This is a genomic window from Bacillus aquiflavi (assembly GCF_019915265.1).
Classification (GTDB): domain Bacteria; phylum Bacillota; class Bacilli; order Bacillales; family Cytobacillaceae; genus Bacillus_BT; species Bacillus_BT aquiflavi.
Genome location: NZ_CP082780.1, coordinates 2079440 through 2099967 on the forward strand (window position 1 = coordinate 2079440; position 20528 = coordinate 2099967).

Genomic DNA, 20528 nt, shown 5'->3' on the forward strand with positions numbered 1-20528 from the left:
ATATTTCAACCTTTCATTTCTTTATTCCATTCGGTAGGCATTCTTATCGCATTCTCAAGGGTCGGTACTTCTGCAATTATTTTTAATGCTTGATCAATATTTTTTTCTTGCGGCAAAAGGAAAATACCAACTCTCCCATCATTTAAATCCCGTTTGGCAAGCGGGACTAATGCCGGTGTGCCCGAATCACGATAAACTCCCAATGCAATAGAAACATCATGTAAAATCGCCTGCCTTTGTCCCAGGTTTGCGATTGTTGAACGTGCATTAAAATTTTTTGGTTTTAAAATAAATCCCATTCCGTATTGGAGAATTTCTTTTTGCCTCTCCTCAAGTCCAATATTCATAATATATATGTTATCAACATATAATCCTGCCCCCTCAAAATGGGGCTTTATATATTCAATGGTTACAATATCTTTTAGCGTTCCGCCAGACATTAAAAATTTTGAAATTACAATTGAGATCATCCCTGAAACTATACCGATCCAAACATTAAATATTAAGTAAGCAAGTGTTGTGAAAAGAGAAACGAAAATGACAAGGTAATTTCGACTTTCAAAGGCAATCGCAATACCTTCAATGTATGTTTTTCCTCTCGGAACAAGTTCAAATCGATCTAATTCAGTTAACGTGTTTCTTTCCATATTACGTACTTCACGAAATTGAGAAGCAGCTAAAGTTAAAAAGGTAATCGCCGTAAATTCCTCTTCCATAATTGCAGGTACAGCTACTGTTCCTAAACCTGCGGCAATAAATCCTAACGCAATATGAATAATCTTTCCATGTAAGTACGTTGGATATTGACGATAATCCGTTCTTAACATATAAATTCGTGCAAAGGTGCCAAAAACCATTCCCGTTAAAATTGGCAAAGTATATTGATTCATAATAGTTTTTGCTTCTCCTTTTCTAAAGAGGTAAAATACTGACTTAAACTTGCAGCTGCTTGTTCAATCGCATACCAAGCAAACAACAATGTAATAATAACTGCGATTAAGTCGATAAAAATTAGGGAACCAATTGGATAGGAGATCGATAATCTCTTCATCACGATTGAATATAACATTTCACCTTGAATAGTACCTGAAAAAACAACAATAAAACGATTCATATTTTTTTTATGAAGAAAAACAGCTAAAAATGTAATAATAAAAGAGAGCATCCACTCTCGTTTGAATATGAGCCAAATTGGAGCATACAGTTCAAATAAGTTAAAGCTCACGTAAGCAATTGCAATAATAAAAGAAGAAATAATAAAATATATAATTGACAACTGCTTCAATTTTGCTATATACGTATAGGCGATTACGATCAATAACAGGCTTATAAAGTAAACATCATACTCATATACCGAAAAGTAGTAAGGGCTAATGATAATTGCTAATAAAATGATGATTGACTGTTTTAAGCGCAGTGGACACTTCCTGCTAACAAAAAATGTTGTAATCGTCCAATAAATCCATGAAAACCAATAAAAAATTTGACCATCCATACTATTCACCCCTATCATCTCCATTATGTCTAGTCCATATGTACTTTAATCTTTTTTGCATGAAAATATTGGAGTCGCTACATGTTAAGTAAAGGGAGGTGATAAGATGGGGAAAGATCGTCAAGAAAGAAAGTTAGCAAAAAGTAATACAGTCGAGTCTGATCGCGACCAAGCCCTTCACTATAAAGGAGCTGCAAAATTAAGTAGCCCAGAAGAAGCACGAAAATTAAATGATAATAAATATAGCTAATTAATATTGGCGGAAAATCAAAAAAGCCTGATAAAGAAAACACTCTTTCTTTATCAGGCTTTTAGTTTTTTGAGGTTACGTCAATCAATATATTGCTTCAGGCTCATTCATATGGAGCCCAGTCTCATACAAAATAGGCTAATAAACCAACATCTTTATAAAACGCCTTATATTAAATAAGATCCTATCCATTTTTTATTTTTCTTCTACTATACAACGTTGTATCGATTCCGCGTTCAGTTAACCAGTGATGTGTTTCACCAGTAATCACAAGCGGGATATTTTGCAATTCGGCAATATTTTTCACTCCAAGCGCTGTCATCATGAACTTCAGCTCTTCATTTAATAATTGAATTTCTTTTATAAGTCCTTCAGTTCCTTTTTCAACTAACAGTTTTAGAAAAAAGCCGGCTATTCCGACTGCGTCTGCACCAAGACTAATTGCTTTTGCAATATCCAAACTCGTCTGAATTCCTCCAGAAGCGATAATAGTAAGTGAGTTGGTTATCGTTTTTGCCTCTACGATCGATGAAGTCGTCTGAATGCCCCACTCATTAAAAAAAGTTAGCATCCTTGCTCGCCGTTCATTTTCAATTTCAGCAAAATTCGTACCTCCATAACCCCCGATATCAACTGCACAAATATTCAATGCAGACAAAAGCCTAACTGCTTCCATACTCAACCCAAAGCCAACTTCTTTTACAATTACAGGTACGTTTACCGATGTAACGATGTCATTAATTCTTTCAAATACACCTTTGAAACAGCGATCTCCTTCTGGCATCGTTAATTCTTGAATAACATTTAAATGGATTTGCAATGCATCGGCACCGATCATATCTATTGCCATTTTTGCGTGATCGACTGTTGCTTCCATACCAAGATTACCGATTACAATTCCATTGGGATTTTGTTCTCGTACAACTTCAAATGTTTTACGTTCAGATTGATCCTTAATTGCTGACATTTGTGAACCTACTGCAATTGCTAATCCTGTTTGACTAGCAACAAACCCGAGCTGTTTATTAACTTCATACGTCTTTTTTCCGCCGCCACCTGTCATTGCATTGATAAAAATTGGCGAACTTAAAGAAAGTTCGCCAATCCTACTGTTTAATTTAATTTCACTTAATGATGATTCAGGTAAGCTATTATGAACAAAAGTAATATCCTCAAAACCAGACAGACCCTTTTGTCCTTTCTTTAAAGCGTAATGTAAATGATCCGACTTTCGCTTCTTCCTTGACACTTTAACCATCACCAATTATTTTTTTAAATTTTTTAGCTTATCACCAATTACTTCACCGAGCTGAAATCCTGTTGATTCTTCCGGAAGTTCATAATTAGCTGATACTTGCTGTTCTCTTTCTTCAAGCTCCTTTAAGCTTAAAGATAGTCTTTGTTCTTGTTCATTTGAATCCAAGACTTTAACCTTCACCTCTTGACCCTCGCTTAATACTTCATGAGGCGTTCCGATATGCTTATGAGAAATTTGCGAAATATGAACTAGACCTTCAACGCCTGGAAGTACTTCAACAAAAGCTCCAAACGGTACAAGTCTTTTTACAACTCCTTCTAATACAGAACCTTTAGGAGCTTTTTCTGCAATGTCAGTCCATGGTCCAGGAAGTGTTTCTTTAATCGATAATGAAATACGTTCATTATCACGATCAACTGATAAAACCATTACATTAACCTTCTGGCCTTCTTCAACGACATCAGAAGGCTTTTCAACATGCTCGTGTGCTAGTTGGGAAATATGGACAAGTCCATCAATTCCACCAATATCAACAAAAGCTCCAAAATCAGTAATACGTTGAACTGTACCTTCTATTACTTGACCTTCCTGTAATGAATTCAAAATATCTTGTTTTTGTTTTTCTTGTTCCTCTTCAACGACAGCACGGTGTGACAAAATTAAACGGTTTTTCTCACGATCTAGTTCCACAATTTTGAAAGTGAGCTTTTTACCTTTATAGTCGCTGAAATCTTCAACAAAATAAGTTTCAACAAGTGAGGCCGGTACAAAGCCGCGTACACCAAGGTCAACAACTAGACCGCCTTTTACGACATCATTTACTTCCGCTTCAAACACTTCCTGATTAGTAAACTTATCCTGTAAAGTATCCCAAGACTTTTCTGCATCTACTTTTCGTTTTGAAAGGATTAGAGCATCCTCTTCAACTTTTATTACTTCAAGCTCAAGCTCGTCTCCCTCAGTAACAACATCTGAAGCTTTCTCTACATGTAGACTTGATAACTCACTAATCGGGATAATCCCATCTAATTTGCTACCTTCAACATTGACAAGGACTTGCTTTTCTTCAACCTTTGTTACTTGTCCCTTTAACATATCGCCCACTTGAAAATTACTTACTTCTACATTATTCATGTCTTCTGCCATATGTACTCCTCCTTAATCCAATGACTGCTGCAAAATAATATTAAAAATGTGATGAAAACATCACAGTTATCAAGAGAGTGAAGAAAAAACGTTATAATAAAAAAAAAATTAAAAAAGTTCTTTTTACTAACTTCTTACAAATAGTTTGTTTTGTCAAGAACATCTATTTATATTTATTAATTAGTTTTTGAATTTCATTCATTATTAATTCAGTTGTCTCATTTGCCGATGCTTTATTCTTTTTTAATTCGCTCATATTAATTGGTTCTCCATAAACGACGATTAACTTCTTAAACGGTTTATATGGACCAATAATTGCACACGGTACAACATCCGCTTCCGTTCGCAACGCAAAAAAGCCTGCACCAGCTAATCCTTTTCCAAGCTCTCCCGTCCTACTCCTTGTCCCTTCAGGAAAAAGACCGAGAACATTACCGTCTTTTAAAATTGAAAGACCAGTTCGTAAAGCCTCCCGATCACTCATTCCTCTCTTAACGGGAAATGAGTGTATTTTGGGAAGTATATTTTTTAAAATCGGCTTTGAAAATAGCTCAGCTTTTGCCATAAAATGAACAGGACGCGGGGCTGTTATCCCGACGACAGGAGGATCTAGGTTACTAATATGATTTGAGCATAACAACACACCACCTGTACGAGGGAAATTTTCTAATCCAATTGTTTCAATTCTATAATAAGGCTTTAAAATAGCTTTTACTACTGATTTTGCAAATGAATAAAACGACAAAGTCATCTGATCCTTTCTTTCACAAGCGACATTATTTTTTCAACTACTTCATCAATTGTCTGTGAAGTCGTATCAATTTCAATGGCATCCTTTGCTTTTTTCAGCGGCGCTACAGCCCGTTCTGAGTCAATTTTATCCCTAAGTTCGATCTCTTTTTTCAACTGTTCTAAATCGGATGAAATACCATTAGATATATTTTCAGTATGACGGCGTCTAGCTCGTTCTTCAACACTTGCCAGTAAAAATATTTTTATTTCCGCCTGTGGTAAAACATGTGTTCCAATATCTCTCCCGTCCATTACAACCCCACCTTTTAAAGCAAGTTTTTTTTGCCGGGAGACCATTTCTTCACGAATAGATTTATGTTTCGCAACAATTGAAACTGAATTTGTTACTTTAGGACTACGAATTTGTAAAGTAACATTTTTCCCATCTAAAAATACAAGCTGGCCTTCTTTACCAGGATAGAGGTCAATGTTTGTATTGGCCAGTACTTTTTTTAACGCATGTTCGTCTTGTAAATGGATATTTGTTTGCAAAGCTTTATATGTTAAAGCCCTATACATCGCACCTGTGTCGACATATATGTATGATAGCTTTTCAGCAACGATTTTGGCTACAGTACTTTTACCAGCTGCAGCTGGACCGTCAATAGCTATTGAAATCTTTTTGCTCATAATTCCTCCTATTGTTTTCCAAATCGCATTAAATTAATTACTCATCTCCTATTTTACCATAAGAGCGCTAATCTCTCTGTTTTTTTTATTGAACATTCGTAACTTAAAAAAGGAAGCAGGCATTTTGTAACACCTACTTCCTTTTATCGACCATGAAATGTTTCAATGACTTCAGTAAAATTATCTTTGCCAACCCCTTCATACTCAGTTATTTGTTTTAATTCAGGAAATAAATTCATTTCGTGAAGAAAAAGCTGTGCTAATAACAAAAAGAAGAGTTGAACAATCATTAATTTGATTAATATTCTCTCAATAAATTTCATCTTGATCTCCTCGACTTTATCTTTTTACTAATTATTATGACTAAGTCTTTCGCATCTTATTCATAGAATAGTGATGAAGCTTTGCAATTGAAAATTAGCGTACCGAGCACACTCCATAAAAAAAATATTTTACTCTTATTATTTATTGCAAACGAGGGGAAAAAATGAAACTTAAATCTAGCATGCAATTATGGATACTCTATCAAGCCTGGGGTGATTTCTTCTATTCTAGCCCAATCAAACAAACATTTAATCTGCATCTGATTATAGCACTTAATCTTTAGCACCCCAGATTCTTTCGTGTTCTTTATTGTCATACATTTTATAAAATTATTTGTTCCAAATCCATTCATTACTATATCATGTACTGGATAAAATGACATTTTCACATATATAACGTTCCACGCCCGCCAATGTTTGGGCTTATTTTGCACAATTTCCTTTGTCATGAACGTGAGCAACATAATTGGGATATTCCTTTTAAGCTGCACCTCCAATATCTCGGAACCATTAAAACGAGGAATACACCCAAATATGCTAGTTAATGCTTGTGGATTTATTATTTTCATTTCACTAATCATTTTTTTTCTCCTAACTATTTTTATTTTGTTTTCCAAATGATGAAATAAGCAGCTGGAACAACAAGAAAGTCTGGATTGTTTCCTCTTGTTCAACATTTAGGGAGCACACATTTTTTGAACTTTCAACAAAATTTTAACGTTCTTCAGAAAAGTTTCAACTTTAATCTTATTTAGTTTCCTTTAAAGGTAATGCAAAAGCCCTCTATAAAATCGAAAGGGCTATTTAACCTCCCCTACTCTCAAAACAGTTAAAATGGGAAAAACGGATTATATTTTAAAGAAATAAGAGCTTTTTATGTAAGGGAGGGAAGACTTTTTATCCTATATAACAAATTAATTTTATAATACATTTTTTCACTTTCTTTTCGTTATAAGTGATTGAAAAAAATAATGAAAATATATTCATAATACCAGGAGGTGAAAGGAGGAAGTGGAGACTTTGTTGTACTGTTATTTATATTGGGCGTTTTTGGTAAAATATAACATTTTCTTACTACTTCTAGCAAACAAATAAAATTAAACATGAAGAAAAACAATTTTTATTTTTCTCGTTTTATTTTAATCGAGTAGAGGGGAAAGTTAAATACTTTTCGTCCCTCTCACACCACCATACGTACGGTTCCGTATACGGCGGTTCAATTTATATTTCAGTGTGTACTTTTAAGTAGTAATCTAAGGCGAAGGGAATGCCCCTTTGTCTTAAGCGTTTATTTGATAATGCTCGTTGAACTACTTTTGATAGTCCAATGAAGCGATAACCTTTTCGACAGTAAACTAAGCCTTTTGCTTGATTGCTTAAGATTTCTTCTAGAAGCTCCACACTCGTTTCTTCCTTTCCTTTCACGTGACGGTAAGATACTTCTCTTTTGAGTATCCTCTAAGATATGCTCATACTTTCCTCATTAACACATTCTGAAGTATATCTTCCGTGCATTCATGGTGTAGAAACATTATAAATTGTTCAGCCCTTCATGATAAGTATCACTACTATGGCTTCGGCTAACTTCTCACGATAAACCTTTTTTCGACCAGCTATCTTACCTCTTTTACTCGCCTGATTTACTCGATAGGATTACGCACATCTTTGGGACTTTGACTTGTTATGGAGCCTTATCCACCTATCGAGCCTTCGGATCAGATTTCTGTTCGTCAAATCAAGAATTTGATACACGCTTCCTTCAGCACTTACCTCGCGATAAGGACCTTGCGCTTCTCTAGTGGTTGGTCGATGTGTACCCCCACAGTGTGGACTTTCACCACCTAGATAGCCGCCATGCCTGGCGCAATCGAGTAGGAGACTAATCATTAATTGATTAGTCGACCTCTCACACCACCGTACGTACGGTTCCGTATACAACGGTTCAACCTTTTAAGTATCGATTATCACTAATACCATTGTTAATTCAATAACCCTTGTGAGACCTCCCCAGGTAAGAGTTATAACTTTCCTCCCATGTAACCGCTGCATTTACTGTATGGAACTCGTGCAGTATCGGACTTTGTCATGTTTGGCAGACTCGTCCATTCCAAGTCAACCTTGTATACAGTTTCTGTTCGTCAGTTTAGGAGTTTGCTTCCAGCTTCCTTCAGATTCCATTTCACAATGGACACCCTTGCTTTCAGCTAACAGTTCCTACTGCCAAGCCTGTAGTGGACTTTCACCACCAAGTTATAACCCATGCCTGGCACACTAAAAAAAGGAAAAGCGTGAGTCGCTTTTCCTTACACAACATCTTCAAAAATCGGTTCCGCATTTTGCAGTTTCTCTATTTTTTCTTCTCCCCCATTTTCGGCGTTAATAAAAATTCGGTACGTATCATTTCCTAACGTTCCAAGGAATTCATAACATAGCACTTCTTCATTTACTTTATTTAAAATTATAGCCTGGCTTTCTTCCATTATTTTAACGTTTGGATTGATTTTTGATCGGGCTTCTTCCAAAGAAATGGTCGGTTTGGAAACGCTCCGTGAACGATTAGACTTTAAATAGTCTCCAGCGGAAAAGCCGATTATGTTTCCGTTATCAAGGGCAACTTTAACCTTAATTAAATCTGGGTAAATTCTTACACCATCTATATTCGTTACAAATGTGAACAGCCCTGTATGATCATATTGAGTGCTTTCAAACAGATCTAAGTCTTTATAGCCATTTTCTTTTAAAAATGAAATTGCCGTATTACTAGCATCATTTAAACTAATTTTCGCTTCTTTTATGTCTCGATTTACGATAAACCAAATCGGATATCCGCCTTTTTTTGTAATATCCATATTCGCTTGCTGACCATTTTTTTGATTAAATATCGATACACTGTAAAATCCATAATCAGATCCATCACCATTTTCAGTGACCTCTACTTCTTCATTCCCGTCTATTTTTGCAAACTTTTTAGCAATTTGGGCAGCTTTTTCTTTATTAATTTCTTTACCTTTTAAGTTTTTAAAATTTTCATCCTTCTTTTGCGGATTTGTAAAACCCGGTCCGAAATCTGTTTCGCTATATCCTTCTACTGTTTTCTCTACAGTTTTAAATCCATCAATTATCGTGTTGTCAGCTGACTCTTTTCCTGACGCAAGAGCCATTTCTACATCCATCCAGCGAAGGTTGTTTTTTAATACTAAGTGCTGAACTTGTCTTAATTCATTTTGAATGTCACTTGCTTGTTGATAAAGCTGTTGCAATGCTGTTGTTTCTTTTTGAGATAACGGTTCTTTATCTAAATCCCTAACGGCTGTTTGATAACTAAAGTCACCAATTTTCGTCAAAAATTCTTCTGTTTTATTAAATGGTAAAAGTGTTAACGGCAACTGTCCGACATTATTATGGGCTTCTGATGTGATCCGCCATACTTCTGCCAATTCAGGTGAGAGGGACTCTCTAGAATTCATTGCCAACGTAGTACCGATTTTGTCATGTAAAAGATCAATTTGATAAGTTAAGTCATGAAACGCTCGTTGGTAATTATTTTCCGCATTGATAAGGATCGCATTTTTTTCACGATGTTCTTGATAACCCCAAAATGCTGTACCAGCTATTCCTACTGTTAATAATGCAATAATGATGCCTCTAATCAATATGAACTCACCCCTTTACTTACAAAAAATATGTTTACCGATTTTTTTAATTTGCGGTCTTGTCCAAATCCACGGACTAGTTGCTGTATCAGGATTAAAATAATACAATGCATACCCTGTTGGATCCCAGCCATTAATTGCATCAAGTACAGCTTTTTGTGATGTTTCATTAGGTGTTAGCCAAATTTGTCCATCCGCGACTGCAGTAAATGCACCTGGTTAAAAAATAACACCTGACACGGTATTAGGAAATGTCGAGCTGTTAAGTCGATTTAAAATAACAGCAGCTACTGCAACTTGTCCTACATACGGCTCACCGCGGGCTTCACCATGTACAGCATTCGCCAACAACCGTAAGTCATTTTGAGAAAAACCATTCGGTGTATTCGTTGCAGTTGGTTTCGGTGTTGTTGGTGCCGTTTGTGGCTTGGCACCGCCTCCTTCTTTACCAGCACTTGGTTTTCTTTCTGTTGTAGGTTTTTTACTTGGTTCAGTCTTTTGAGGCCCTGTCTGTTTTTGTAAATTCACTCCACCGTAATGCGTGAATTTTTTTCCTTTATTAATTTGATTGTGTACATAACTTTTGTTATACTTTGAAGCATTTTTTAGTTTTTCTTTCGTTTCATGGCCTGCTAACCCATCAATTGGTAAGCCAAATTCATATTGGAAGTTTCGTAATGCCCAATATGTTCCCCAACCAAAGACACCGTCAATATTCCCATTGTAAAATCCAAGATATTGTAGACGTGCTTGTAATTCAATCACATCCTCCCCAACAGCTCCTTGCTGAATCACTTGGTTTGTAAAAGCATTTACTCTATGAGCGTGATCATCACTGTTTAATGGAATGATTACAATACATAAGGAGATTATAACGGCTAACTTTAACCAATGTTTTTTAAGTTTCATTTTAGTAACCCCCATCTTGTAAATCTTTGTTTCATTTAAACCTATTTTTTGTAGAGAATAGGTTTTTATACAATCATATTTCAAGTTGAGAAAATTTAAGAAAAATGAACAGAAAAAAACCCTTCATTTAAATTTAAATGAAGAGCTTTTTTACAGATCGTATTGATTTTGAAAATGTTCCGAGCTTAAAGTCCGCGCCTTTTTTACCTTTCTCAATCCCATCCACCATAAAAAAATCATAAAAGGTACCATATATACTAACCAGTTTTTTTGCGTTAATAAAATATAATCGTACATTCCATGAAATAGAAATGGGATTATAAATGAATATGTAAGCCACTTACGTTTTAATGAGGGGGAAAATTTTCCTTTACCTAAATAATATCCCATGATCACACCAAATAATGCATGGCTAGAAACTGGCAATAACGCCCGTCCAATTGCATGTTCTAATCCATGTGCTATTAAATAAAGAATATTTTCCACTGTTGCAAATCCCAATGATACAGATGCCCCGTAAACAATCCCGTCATATGGTTCATCAAATGAAACATGGTGATAAATTGTATAAATTAATATAAACCATTTAAAAAATTCCTCTAATAAACTTGAAGACAAAAATGCATCAACAAAGCTAATATAAGTATATCCTTCAACTTCAAGTACATATTGAATGAACATGATCGGAAAAACGAGCAAAGCTCCAAATAAAAAGGTTTTAAATACCATTAAAACTGGTTCAGAATCGTACTCATCTTTTAAATAAAAATAACTTAATAATGCTAGACCAGGAGCAATCCCTGCAGATAAAATAACTAGCATGAGCGTTCCTCTTTCCAAGCTGTTTCCTTAATCGTATCATGTATTTAGTAGAAAGAAAACGAATAATTATTTTAAAATTTTGGGGGATTTCATGATGAAAAAAAACATACTTGTTATTCATACAGGCGGAACGATTTCAATGAAAGAGGATGTTATGACTGGTGCTGTTAAACTAGATCAAAAAAATCCATTAATAGAACAATCAGCTCTTCTTTCAAAGTTTGCTCATCTCGTAATTGAAGAACCTTTTAATCTTCCTTCACCTCATATTACGTTAAATGAAATGCTAGAACTTAAAAATATGATTGAAGAATATATAGAAATACAAAAGATAGATGGAGTCGTGATTACTCATGGAACTGATACTTTAGAAGAAACTGCTTACTTCCTTGATTTAACAGTTAAAACAAACATACCAATTATCGTGACAGGTGCGATGCGTTCTAGTAATGAAGTTGGTTCTGATGGACTATATAATTTAATTTGTGCTCTCCGTGTCGCTGAAAACGATGCCTCTAAAAACAAAGGGGTGTTGGTCGTTCTTAATGACGAAATACATACAGCTAAAAACGTGACGAAGACTCATACAAGCAATGTATCAACATTCCAAAGTCCTCAATATGGACCAATCGGTATTATAACGAAACGCGGTGTTTTCTTTCACCACGAACCAACAAAAAAGGAATATTATCAATTAAACGATGTATCAAAAAAAGTTGCCTTAATAAAAGCACATGCCGGTATGGATTCGACTCTTTTGTACGCAATTAGAGATTTGCAATATGACGGAGCAGTGATTGAAGCTTTTGGTCAAGGTAACCTTCCTCCCGCAGCTTTGGATGGGATCAATGCTTTACTGTCGAAAGGAATTCCAATTGTCCTCGTCTCCCGCTGCTTCAACGGAATCGCACAAGATGTTTATGGGTATAACGGAGGAGGTAAGCAGCTAAAAGACTTAGGTGTTATTTTTTCAAACGGATTAAACGGACAAAAAGCTAGAATCAAGCTACTCGTTACTTTAACACATACTACTGATGTTAAAAGGCTGCGGAGTATGTTTCAAATTTAAAAAACGATCCTTTTGGATCGTTTTAACATTTGAAGCTGTCTCCTTTAAAGACAAGCTGTAAACGCTCGCTAGACGGGCCCAAAGCACATTAGCTTACAAAATGAAGTGCAAGAGAACGATGAATGCGAGCGTTACGCAGCAGTCTAATTATGGATCGTACTTTCTAAAGCGATCATTTAAGCCCTATTTTTAATTGCTTGTGCAATTTGTTCTCCATGAAATCTTCCATTTTCAATAAAAATTTCATTTGCATTATTCCCAGCAGCAATTACACCCGCAATGAATATCCCTTCTATATTTGATTCCATCGTTTCAGGATGATAAATTGGCCGGCCTGTTGCTTCATCAATTTGAATACCCATTTTTTTTAAAAATTGATGATTTGGATGATATCCAGTCATGGCAAATACAAAATCATTAGCAATTTCTTTTTTTGCTCCGTCTTTTTCATAGACTACTTTATCTTCAGTTATTTCTTTTACATGTGCATTAAATTCCATCTTAATCATATTATTTCGAACGAGTGACTCAAATTCGGGAAGAATCCATGGTTTAATACTTGAGGAGTATTCGCTTCCCCTATACAAAACTGTCACCCGGGCTCCAGCTTTCACTAACTCTAACGATGCATCAACACTTGAATTTTTCCCGCCAATTACCGCTACATCTTTATCAAAATATGGATGTGCTTCTTTAAAGTAATGCGATACTTTAGGTAAATCTTCTCCTTTTATCTTTAAATAATTTGGATGGTCGTAATAGCCTGTTGCTATAATAACATAACAAGCTTCGTACTCATTTTTATTTGTTAAAACTGAAATTTTTTCACGGTCGATTTTTTTTACTGCGGCAACCTTCTCAAATGAATGAATCCTTAATTGTTTCCGTCTAACTACCTCACGATAGTATACTAATGCTTCATTTCGTTTTGGCTTGTAGTTTTGTGTAATAAAAGGCACTTCACCAATTTCTAATTTTTCGCTCGTACTAAAAAATGTTTGATGGGTAGGATAATGATAAATAGCGTTAACTACATTTCCTTTTTCAATAACTAAAGGATTCATTCCAATCTCTTTTAATGATATAGCTGCAGCAAGCCCGCACGGACCCCCGCCAACAATAATCACATCTTCACGTTGCATTCTCTTCACTCCTCATTATGTAAACCGTTCATATAAAGTGAAACCTTAAAAGGGAGAGTTTTTTTAAACGATCCGGTCTTTTTATAGGGATTATTAGTATCACAATAAAATAGTAAGAGTTAAATGATTAATATTCCAATTAAAAACAGATAATCCCTTCGGACACTTATTTTGTGAACTACTCGCCGCTTATCAATTTTCACCAGTTGTTTCTTGTTCTTTTAGCTTGTACTCTAAAAAAGTAATGAACATACCCCAACCATTAAGATGAATTTTTCCAAATTAAAAATAGGAAAATAGCAGTACTGTATAATTGCAAAAAAGAAATCTGATAAAAGTCCGATATGTTCGATATACTAAATAAAATCTCCCATCATTAATGATAGGAGATTTTTCACTTTACTTCAATAAAGAAACTTGGTACTTTTAAATAAGAAATGTGAGAAACGCTTTGCCAACCGCTTTTTTAGTACAGTCGGCTTCGCTTTTATTTTTTCTAGCTACGCCTCCTAGACGCTCAAGACGCTTCGCTTCTTCTGTCGAAGTCTTTTGGGACTTCTCTGTCTGAAGCTCCAGCGCTGGACGCGTCTATACAGTCGGCTTCGCTTTTATTTTTTTTTTCTAGCTACGCCTCCTAGACGCTCAAGACGCTTCGCTTCTTCTGTCGAAGTCTTTTGAGACTTCTCTGTCTGAAGCTCCAGCGCTGGACGCGTCTATACAGTCGGCTTCGCTTTTATTTTTTCTAGCTACGCCTCCTAGACACTCAAGACGCTTCGCTTCTTCTGTCGAAGTCTTTTGGGACTTCTCTGTCTGAAGCTCCAGCGCTGGACGCGTCTATACAGTCGGCTTCGCTTTTATTTTTTCTAGCTACGCCTCCTAGACGCTCAAGACGCTTCGCTTCTTCTGTCGAAGTCTTTTGGGACTTCTCTGTCTGAAGCTCCAGCGCTGGACGCGTCTATACAGTCGGCTTCGCTTTTATTTTTTCTAGCTACGCCTCCTAGACGCTCAAGACGCTTCGCTTCTTCTGTCGAAGTCTTTTGGGACTTCTCTGTCTGAAGCTCCAGCGCTGGACGCGTCTATACAGTCGGCTTCGCTTTTATTTTTATATCCAGCCTCTGAAGCGTGATGCTTCTGCCATTTTTCGCACGCCTACCATGTAGGCAGCTAAGCGCATATCAACTTTGCGTGTGTGGGCTGTATTATATATATTTTCAAATGAACTAACCATTACTTTTTCAAGCTTCTCTTCAATTTCTTCTTCCGACCAGTAATAGCCTTGATTGTTTTGCACCCATTCAAAGTAAGAAACAGTAACACCGCCAGCAGAAGCAAGGACATCTGGAACTAATAAAATGCCGCGTTCTGTTAAAATTTGTGTTGCTTCTAAAGTTGTTGGTCCATTTGCTGCTTCAACGACAATTTTTGCTCGAATATTATGAGCATTTTCTTCGGTAATTTGATTTTCAATTGCGGCCGGGACCAGAATATCACATTCTAATTCAAGAAGTTCTTTATTTGTAATTGTATTGTTAAATAATTTTGTGATTGTACCAAAACTATCTCGTCGATCTAATAAATAATCAATATCTAGTCCTTTTGGATCACAAAAAGCACCATATGCATCTGAAATACCAATAATTGTTGCACCAGCGTCATGCATGAACTTAGATAAAAAGCTACCTGCATTTCCGAATCCTTGTACAATAACACGAGCACCTTCCATATTAATGCCTCGCTTTTTCGCAGCTTCGCGAATACAGATTGTCACTCCTTTAGCAGTCGCAGATTCACGACCATGTGAGCCACCAAGTACAAGTGGTTTACCAGTTATAAATCCAGGAGAGTTAAATTCATCTATTCGACTATATTCATCCATCATCCACGCCATTATTTGTGAATTAGTAAAGACGTCGGGAGCAGGGATATCTTTCGTAGGACCTACGATTTGACTAATTGCTCGAACGTATCCGCGGCTTAGTCGCTCTAGTTCACGGAAGGACATTCCACGTGGATCGCAAATAATTCCACCTTTTCCCCCTCCGTATGGGAGATCAACGATGCCACATTTTAAACTCATCCATATCGAAAGGGCTTTTACTTCTTTTTCCGTTACATTAGGGTGAAAACGGATTCCCCCTTTTGTAGGACCTACTGCATCATTATGTTGAGCCCTATAGCCAGTAAAAACTTTTACAGTGCCATCATCCATTCGCACTGGAATTTTAACTGTCATCATTCTGATTGGCTCTTTTAATAATTCAAAAACTTCTTCAGGATAGCCAAGTTTATCTAAAGCTTTGTGAATAACTGTTTGAGTAGATTTTAAAATATCATGCTTATCCTCAAGATTTGTTCCTTCAGTGCCTTTGTCGGCCACCATTTGTAACCCTCCTAAACAATCGCTTTTACGTTTGTTGTCCGCTTTCATGACATAGTATACACTTTCGGTAAATTTATTCAAGGAGTATAATGACCTTTTCTACATTTTATGGTTTTCTTCTGAAAACGCTTTTATATCACATTAAAAAGACAGAATAAATTGTAATTTTAATCCACCTTTCTAAAATTTTATTCAAATAAAATAAGGACTCTATATTGAGTCCTTAATATAATGTACAAGTGTTTGGATTGTTTTATTTGTTATAATTTCCTTTCCATACTCCTTCATACGGTGAATGCTAATAATGGAAGGATCGCCATACTCGGCAAGCAACGAGATCGTTTTTTCAAGATCATTGATTGTATGATTGTCAAAATAAAGATAAAAGCGTCCGTTCAGGGAAAATAAAGTGCCTCCTATTATATTTAAAGGAAATAATCTGTGTGCTAACTGAATGAGATGTTCTATGCTCTCGAACTCAAATAGAATATCATCATTTCCTTCAACAGTGACTTCCATATCAATAAATCCATCAAGAAGCTCTTTTTCATCGTTCACTTCCTGTAAAGTAACGATCATAATCATGCCCTGTGCTTGTAACGAAAATATCTCAACGGTAATCGATCCTTGAAAGTCAATTCCCAATTCTTTACTTGCTTCTTCAAGCATTTCATGAAATAGTTGACGCCACTTAAGAGAGTCTTTCCATATATCTTCCTTCGATAACCCTCGTTCCGACAAATCATCCGACGTAAGAAATATTTTAATTTTATTATTCATTAATCGTTCTAACCGCATGATTACGCCTCCTGCCGTGAACAAAGCTGTTAACTTATTTTATGTTAAAGAGACCAATTGGTGATTTGTCTAAGGATGATTGATTAAATTGCCATACTGTTCGTATTCACTCATATGTAATAAAGCTTTTTACAAAAAACTAAGCTTCTTCATTATTAATTTCAACAGCTAGATGATTATTTATTTCCTTCTAAAAAAGACATGAATTAAAATCTAGATCATAAAATAGTAATAACGCTTTTTTAAGGAGGGCAACTATGTTTACACATCAAAAAGTTTACTATCCTTACGTAAGTCCTTTTGATCCTTGCAAACCTATAAAGGTTAAAACGTATTCAACCCCGCCTCATTTATATATAGGCTTCCAACCACCAAATTTACCACAATTCCCACCAAATCTTGCTTTGTTCAAGGGGACTCTTTGGAAGGCTTTTTATGATCCTTACTTTAGTCCATATGAAATTCAAAGAGAGGAGGATCTTTCTTGAAGAAAAAGCAGCTTCCTAAAGAGTATTACAAGTTACTTGAACAATTGCAGACAGTTGATTTTGTCCTTGTCGAATTAACCCTCTATTTAGATACTCATCCTAAAGATTTTGAAGCTATAAACCAATTTAATCACTTTGCAAAAGAACGAAAACGCATAAAAAAATTATACGAAAGCAAGTATGGGCCTTTGATGCAGTATGGCAACAGTTATTCAAGCTATCCATGGAATTGGAACGACTCTCCTTGGCCTTGGCAAGTATAATTTTTTTAGAGAGGAATGAAGGAAAATGTGGGTATATGAGAAAAAACTGCAATATCCGGTGAAGGTAAGAGAATGTAATCCGCGGCTGGCTAAATTTTTAATTGAACAATACGGTGGCGCTGATGGAGAATTAGCTGCCGCATTACGTTACTTAAATCAACGATATTCAATCCCTAATAAAGTAGTCGGTCTATTAACAGATATTGGTACTGAAGAGTTTGCTCATTTAGAGATGATTGCGACAATGGTCTATAAGTTAACAAAAGATGCAACACCTGCTCAAATGAAGGAAGCAGGGCTTGGAGCACATTACGCAAACCATGAGAAAGCATTATTTTATGAAAATGCTGGCGGTGTACCATTTACTGCCACTTATATTCAAGCTAAAGGCGATCCAATTACAGATTTGTATGAAGATATTGCTGCTGAGAAAAAAGCTCGCGCCACATATCAATGGATTATTAATATGAGTGATGACCCTGATTTAAATGACAGTTTGCGTTTCTTAAGAGAACGTGAAATCATTCATTCACAACGATTCCGTGAAGCAGTTGAAATTTTGAAAGAGGAACGCGGCAAGAAGAAAATCTTTTAAGGCATTCATGAACCCGAAATGAAAGACAACTTCAAAATTGAAGCAAATTCCTCAGACTTGTTGAAAACGCGTATAGCACGAGGAGGAAGCCTTTTATAAGCTTAATATCGAGTGCTTATCAACAGTCTGAGGTCATGTTAACATACCTTTTAGCATGTAGATGAACATATTCTTTTATCCGGTTATTTAACTCTTTACAAATCTTCTTATTTGGATTAATTATTCTAATTTCTCAATAGATTATTTCTTGAATTCACCGGTATATTCCCCAGTTTTAAAGAATCAACCCCTTCTCAAAAACTGATTTAAATGCTAATTCATTAATATATCCTATAAGATAAATGTACATCATAAGCTAAATCAAACTCCTTCACCGACATCACTAACTAGCGCAAACAACTACTTGATTGCCAGTACGATAATGTAATACGCTATTTAGCGTAGCCAATAGCTAGGGAATATCAATTGGAATATTATTTTGGATCATAAAAGATTGTGATAAAATTAACCGCAGGAAAGGGAGATGGGGTGAACAAAAATATCGTGGCTATAATAGGCGCTGCGCTTGCTAAAAAATATTCCAACTTAGGCTATCATATTTGTTTACTTGGACGGACTCAAGCAAGGCTTGAGCAAACACCAAAACTTTAGATTCCTCCGTATGTGCAGTACAAAAAAATTGCTAAAAATCTGATTGGCTTTATGCGTGCAACCGAAATAACGGTGGACAAGGTCGACAATTCGTACAATCAGCATATACACGCGATTTGTGCGGGTTTGTCAATGCTAAAAATTAATCAACCAAAAACAATGGATAAACTTTTGGCTAAAAGCCATGAAGCTAGATTATGACCTGTTGCTCATGTTCATATTGTGCAAGCGCAAAACGGACATTGAAACAGAGGTGGCTGAAACAGTAAAATATCCCGTCAAAGATACCGATTTTCGGACAGATGACCAAGGAAAAAACCTAAAGCGTGTGGCTGATCTGGAAGAAGGGCTGTACCGGAAACAGTTCATTTCCTACAGCAGATTACTGTAAGAAATTCATAAAAAATTAATTTTGGATAATATCGAGAACGGCGATTTATTCACGTTGACGAGGAAGTAATAGAATCGTCTCAAGACGCTAACAGCATTATAGCTTATTGGAATTGGAAGCGTGCGAACTATCTTATCAAAGGGTAGTTCCACAAACGGGCCAGATTGTTGAGTAAATTAAAAATAGCATAGGAGTAATATGTATGTTTCCCTTGATGAAAAACGATACCAAATTGATAGACATTGAAAAAGAAATCATGAATTCAAATATGGATTATAACTTAATCGCATATAATAAACAATTTCTTAGCAATGAACATATTCTAGAAACATTCAAAGAAGCTGATGAACTACAGGTGGAGAGATATTTAATAAAAAAAGATGAAAATTACATAGCAGTTTTAGATTACGGAATGTCAAGCCCCCGTTTTCAAAAACCTTGGTTGAGTTTACTTGTCGTACACCAAAAATATCAAGGTTTGGGATATGCTGAAAAAATATATATGGCTTATGAAGAATTAATGAAAAACCAACAAGAAAGTTATATTCAAATTGCGGTTCATTCTACAAATAAAAAAGCATTAAATTTCTGGGCTTCTCTTGGGTTTATTAAATTTGATGAGAGAACTCACGAAGGTAAAGTGTTCTTTAGTTTTGAAAAGAATTTAAGTTACTAATTGTACTGGTGCAACTTATTCAACTAACGAGCGCGATTGTGTAATAAATCGCCACCCTATTCTTTTGGCTTTGACGGGCATGAGAGGAAAAAGGGTGGACGTGGTGTTTGTCAATACTGTGGAGCGAAGGCGGTTTTCCCGAGTGAGCATAAGAAGCGAAATGGCGTTGATAACGGGCTGTACACGATCCCTCTTGGCATTGTCGAAACCTTTTCTGATGTTTTTCCTAAACAAAAGGTCACTCAAATAATTCAATCTTTACAAAATAATGTTGGATCAATCGAATTACTAATTAATAACGCTAGTGTTGGCTTTTTTGATTATGCCGAGAACTTAAGCGAAGATTCAATTCCCAAAATGATTGATATTAATTGAAAAGGAACCATTTTTTGTACCCAAGAAGTATTAATATTAAAAGGAATGAAGAAATATCATAAAGGAACAATTGTAAATATTATTTCAACACCTGGTAAAGAGGAAAAAATAACCGAATCCGTTTATTAAGCAAGCAAATTTTGTGTAAGAGGATTTACAGAGAGTCTAGCACTAGAATTAAAAGAATCACTTATTAATATATTTGCGGTATATATGAGTGGTATGAAAACAGAGTTTTGGAATGGTGTATTTTCAGAAGAACAATCTTGATGGATTGCGGTCATATTAAACCAAGAAAATCATTAACCGTGACTGAAGTTGTAATTAAAAATCAACAATAATCGTTGGAATTTATATAATTATAAATTAAAAACGTTGATATATGAACATTCTATAAAAAAGGATTATCCAATAACCGAAAA

Annotated in this window: 22 protein-coding genes and 2 pseudogenes; 9 read left to right on the top strand and 15 right to left on the bottom strand. The window is 35.6% G+C overall.

What is annotated here, in order from left to right; all coding sequences use genetic code 11:
- Positions 1 to 5: 5 nt before the first annotated feature.
- On the bottom strand, positions 6 to 890 hold the full coding sequence (locus tag K6959_RS09960; RefSeq protein WP_163239857.1) for a YIEGIA family protein: 885 nt from the start codon (positions 888 to 890) through the stop codon (positions 6 to 8).
- Entirely contained in the window at positions 887 to 1495 is a 609-nt protein-coding gene (locus K6959_RS09965; protein ID WP_223086411.1) for a YphA family membrane protein, read from the bottom strand. Before K6959_RS09965 ends, K6959_RS09960 begins: the two co-directional genes overlap by 4 nt.
- A gap of 106 nt (positions 1496 to 1601) precedes the next feature.
- Here K6959_RS09965 and K6959_RS09970 point away from each other — a divergent pair, with 106 nt between their 5' ends.
- Positions 1602 to 1745, top strand: coding sequence for a YpzI family protein (locus tag K6959_RS09970; protein WP_163239853.1), 144 nt, complete (start codon positions 1602 to 1604; stop codon positions 1743 to 1745).
- A 184-nt stretch (positions 1746 to 1929) separates the two neighbouring features.
- Here K6959_RS09970 and fni read toward each other — a convergent pair whose 3' ends face one another.
- From fni to prsW, 10 genes and pseudogenes are all read right to left on the bottom strand, one after another.
- Entirely contained in the window at positions 1930 to 2994 is a 1065-nt protein-coding gene (fni, locus tag K6959_RS09975; RefSeq protein ID WP_163239851.1) for a type 2 isopentenyl-diphosphate Delta-isomerase, read from the bottom strand.
- Between the two features lie 15 nt (positions 2995 to 3009).
- Positions 3010 to 4149 carry a 30S ribosomal protein S1 gene (rpsA, locus tag K6959_RS09980; protein ID WP_163239849.1) on the bottom strand — a complete coding sequence of 380 codons (1140 nt, stop codon included), beginning with the start codon at positions 4147 to 4149 and terminating at the stop codon, positions 3010 to 3012.
- Positions 4150 to 4312: 163 nt separating this feature from the next.
- Positions 4313 to 4900: a lysophospholipid acyltransferase family protein gene (locus tag K6959_RS09985; RefSeq protein WP_179959005.1), complete on the bottom strand. Its 588-nt coding sequence runs from the start codon at positions 4898 to 4900 to the stop codon at positions 4313 to 4315.
- Complete coding sequence (gene cmk / locus K6959_RS09990; protein ID WP_163239847.1) at positions 4897 to 5571, bottom strand: (d)CMP kinase; 675 nt, start codon at positions 5569 to 5571, stop codon at positions 4897 to 4899. The genes K6959_RS09985 and cmk overlap by 4 nt, the downstream gene beginning before the upstream one ends.
- A gap of 143 nt (positions 5572 to 5714) precedes the next feature.
- The gene (locus tag K6959_RS09995) at positions 5715 to 5894 is read right to left on the bottom strand and encodes a DUF5359 family protein (protein WP_163239845.1); all 180 of its coding nucleotides are present in this window, start codon (positions 5892 to 5894) and stop codon (positions 5715 to 5717) included.
- Between the two features lie 188 nt (positions 5895 to 6082).
- On the bottom strand, positions 6083 to 6475 hold the full coding sequence (locus K6959_RS10000; protein ID WP_163239843.1) for an immunity 50 family protein: 393 nt from the start codon (positions 6473 to 6475) through the stop codon (positions 6083 to 6085).
- Between the two features lie 640 nt (positions 6476 to 7115).
- Positions 7116 to 7295, bottom strand: a complete 180-nt coding sequence (locus K6959_RS10005) for a hypothetical protein (protein ID WP_246234511.1) — start codon at positions 7293 to 7295, stop codon at positions 7116 to 7118.
- A 902-nt stretch (positions 7296 to 8197) separates the two neighbouring features.
- Positions 8198 to 9547 carry a germination protein YpeB gene (ypeB, locus tag K6959_RS10010; protein WP_223086413.1) on the bottom strand — a complete coding sequence of 450 codons (1350 nt, stop codon included), beginning with the start codon at positions 9545 to 9547 and terminating at the stop codon, positions 8198 to 8200.
- A 15-nt stretch (positions 9548 to 9562) separates the two neighbouring features.
- Positions 9563 to 10456: pseudogene (sleB, locus tag K6959_RS10015) on the bottom strand (spore cortex-lytic enzyme).
- Between the two features lie 150 nt (positions 10457 to 10606).
- Complete coding sequence (gene prsW / locus K6959_RS10020) at positions 10607 to 11278, bottom strand: glutamic-type intramembrane protease PrsW (RefSeq protein ID WP_223086414.1); 672 nt, start codon at positions 11276 to 11278, stop codon at positions 10607 to 10609.
- Between the two features lie 91 nt (positions 11279 to 11369).
- Here prsW and K6959_RS10025 point away from each other — a divergent pair, with 91 nt between their 5' ends.
- A complete protein-coding gene (locus K6959_RS10025) occupies positions 11370 to 12347 on the top strand; it encodes an asparaginase (protein ID WP_163241991.1) in 978 nt (325 codons plus the stop codon).
- Between the two features lie 176 nt (positions 12348 to 12523).
- On the opposite strand, the gene K6959_RS10030 is transcribed toward K6959_RS10025, so the two are convergent.
- The 3 genes from K6959_RS10030 to K6959_RS10040 form a co-directional block, all read right to left on the bottom strand.
- The gene (locus K6959_RS10030; protein WP_223086416.1) at positions 12524 to 13489 is read right to left on the bottom strand and encodes a YpdA family putative bacillithiol disulfide reductase; all 966 of its coding nucleotides are present in this window, start codon (positions 13487 to 13489) and stop codon (positions 12524 to 12526) included.
- Positions 13490 to 14591: 1102 nt separating this feature from the next.
- Entirely contained in the window at positions 14592 to 15869 is a 1278-nt protein-coding gene (locus K6959_RS10035; RefSeq protein WP_223086417.1) for a Glu/Leu/Phe/Val family dehydrogenase, read from the bottom strand.
- A 210-nt stretch (positions 15870 to 16079) separates the two neighbouring features.
- A complete protein-coding gene (locus K6959_RS10040) occupies positions 16080 to 16667 on the bottom strand; it encodes a genetic competence negative regulator (RefSeq protein WP_223086419.1) in 588 nt (195 codons plus the stop codon).
- 257 nt (positions 16668 to 16924) lie between these two features.
- Between K6959_RS10040 and K6959_RS10045 the strand changes: the two genes are divergently transcribed.
- The 7 genes and pseudogenes from K6959_RS10045 to K6959_RS19620 form a co-directional block, all read left to right on the top strand.
- On the top strand, positions 16925 to 17155 hold the full coding sequence (locus K6959_RS10045) for a spore coat associated protein CotJA (protein ID WP_163241987.1): 231 nt from the start codon (positions 16925 to 16927) through the stop codon (positions 17153 to 17155).
- Positions 17152 to 17418 (top strand): spore coat protein CotJB, encoded by a 267-nt coding sequence (locus tag K6959_RS10050; protein WP_163241986.1) that lies wholly within the window; start codon positions 17152 to 17154, stop codon positions 17416 to 17418. Before K6959_RS10045 ends, K6959_RS10050 begins: the two co-directional genes overlap by 4 nt.
- 25 nt (positions 17419 to 17443) lie before the next feature.
- Positions 17444 to 18013, top strand: coding sequence for a manganese catalase family protein (locus K6959_RS10055; RefSeq protein WP_223086420.1), 570 nt, complete (start codon positions 17444 to 17446; stop codon positions 18011 to 18013).
- 835 nt (positions 18014 to 18848) lie between these two features.
- On the top strand, positions 18849 to 19055 hold the full coding sequence (locus K6959_RS19135) for a hypothetical protein (RefSeq protein WP_246234690.1): 207 nt from the start codon (positions 18849 to 18851) through the stop codon (positions 19053 to 19055).
- Positions 19056 to 19257: 202 nt separating this feature from the next.
- Positions 19258 to 19731, top strand: coding sequence for a GNAT family N-acetyltransferase (locus K6959_RS10065; RefSeq protein ID WP_163241984.1), 474 nt, complete (start codon positions 19258 to 19260; stop codon positions 19729 to 19731).
- Between the two features lie 36 nt (positions 19732 to 19767).
- Positions 19768 to 20106 (top strand): SDR family oxidoreductase, encoded by a 339-nt coding sequence (locus K6959_RS10070; RefSeq protein ID WP_223086422.1) that lies wholly within the window; start codon positions 19768 to 19770, stop codon positions 20104 to 20106.
- Between the two features lie 189 nt (positions 20107 to 20295).
- Positions 20296 to 20376: pseudogene (locus K6959_RS19620) on the top strand (SDR family oxidoreductase); the annotation flags it as partial.
- Positions 20377 to 20528: the final 152 nt, after the last annotated feature.

Coding starts and splice junctions, on each gene's coding strand:
- K6959_RS09995 (WP_163239845.1), bottom strand. CDS start 5,894: ATGAAATTTATTGAGAGAATATTAATCAAATTAATGATTGTTCAACTC.
- K6959_RS10000 (WP_163239843.1), bottom strand. CDS start 6,475: ATGATTAGTGAAATGAAAATAATAAATCCACAAGCATTAACTAGCATA.
- K6959_RS09965 (WP_223086411.1), bottom strand. CDS start 1,495: ATGGATGGTCAAATTTTTTATTGGTTTTCATGGATTTATTGGACGATT.
- K6959_RS10030 (WP_223086416.1), bottom strand. CDS start 13,489: ATGCAACGTGAAGATGTGATTATTGTTGGCGGGGGTCCGTGCGGGCTT.
- prsW (WP_223086414.1), bottom strand. CDS start 11,278: ATGCTAGTTATTTTATCTGCAGGGATTGCTCCTGGTCTAGCATTATTA.
- K6959_RS10035 (WP_223086417.1), bottom strand. CDS start 15,869: ATGGTGGCCGACAAAGGCACTGAAGGAACAAATCTTGAGGATAAGCAT.
- K6959_RS10065 (WP_163241984.1), top strand. CDS start 19,258: ATGTTTCCCTTGATGAAAAACGATACCAAATTGATAGACATTGAAAAA.
- K6959_RS10040 (WP_223086419.1), bottom strand. CDS start 16,667: ATGCGGTTAGAACGATTAATGAATAATAAAATTAAAATATTTCTTACG.
- K6959_RS10055 (WP_223086420.1), top strand. CDS start 17,444: ATGTGGGTATATGAGAAAAAACTGCAATATCCGGTGAAGGTAAGAGAA.
- K6959_RS10045 (WP_163241987.1), top strand. CDS start 16,925: ATGTTTACACATCAAAAAGTTTACTATCCTTACGTAAGTCCTTTTGAT.
- K6959_RS19135 (WP_246234690.1), top strand. CDS start 18,849: ATGAAGCTAGATTATGACCTGTTGCTCATGTTCATATTGTGCAAGCGC.
- K6959_RS09960 (WP_163239857.1), bottom strand. CDS start 890: ATGAATCAATATACTTTGCCAATTTTAACGGGAATGGTTTTTGGCACC.
- K6959_RS09985 (WP_179959005.1), bottom strand. CDS start 4,900: ATGACTTTGTCGTTTTATTCATTTGCAAAATCAGTAGTAAAAGCTATT.
- cmk (WP_163239847.1), bottom strand. CDS start 5,571: ATGAGCAAAAAGATTTCAATAGCTATTGACGGTCCAGCTGCAGCTGGT.
- rpsA (WP_163239849.1), bottom strand. CDS start 4,149: ATGGCAGAAGACATGAATAATGTAGAAGTAAGTAATTTTCAAGTGGGC.
- K6959_RS09970 (WP_163239853.1), top strand. CDS start 1,602: ATGGGGAAAGATCGTCAAGAAAGAAAGTTAGCAAAAAGTAATACAGTC.
- K6959_RS10025 (WP_163241991.1), top strand. CDS start 11,370: ATGATGAAAAAAAACATACTTGTTATTCATACAGGCGGAACGATTTCA.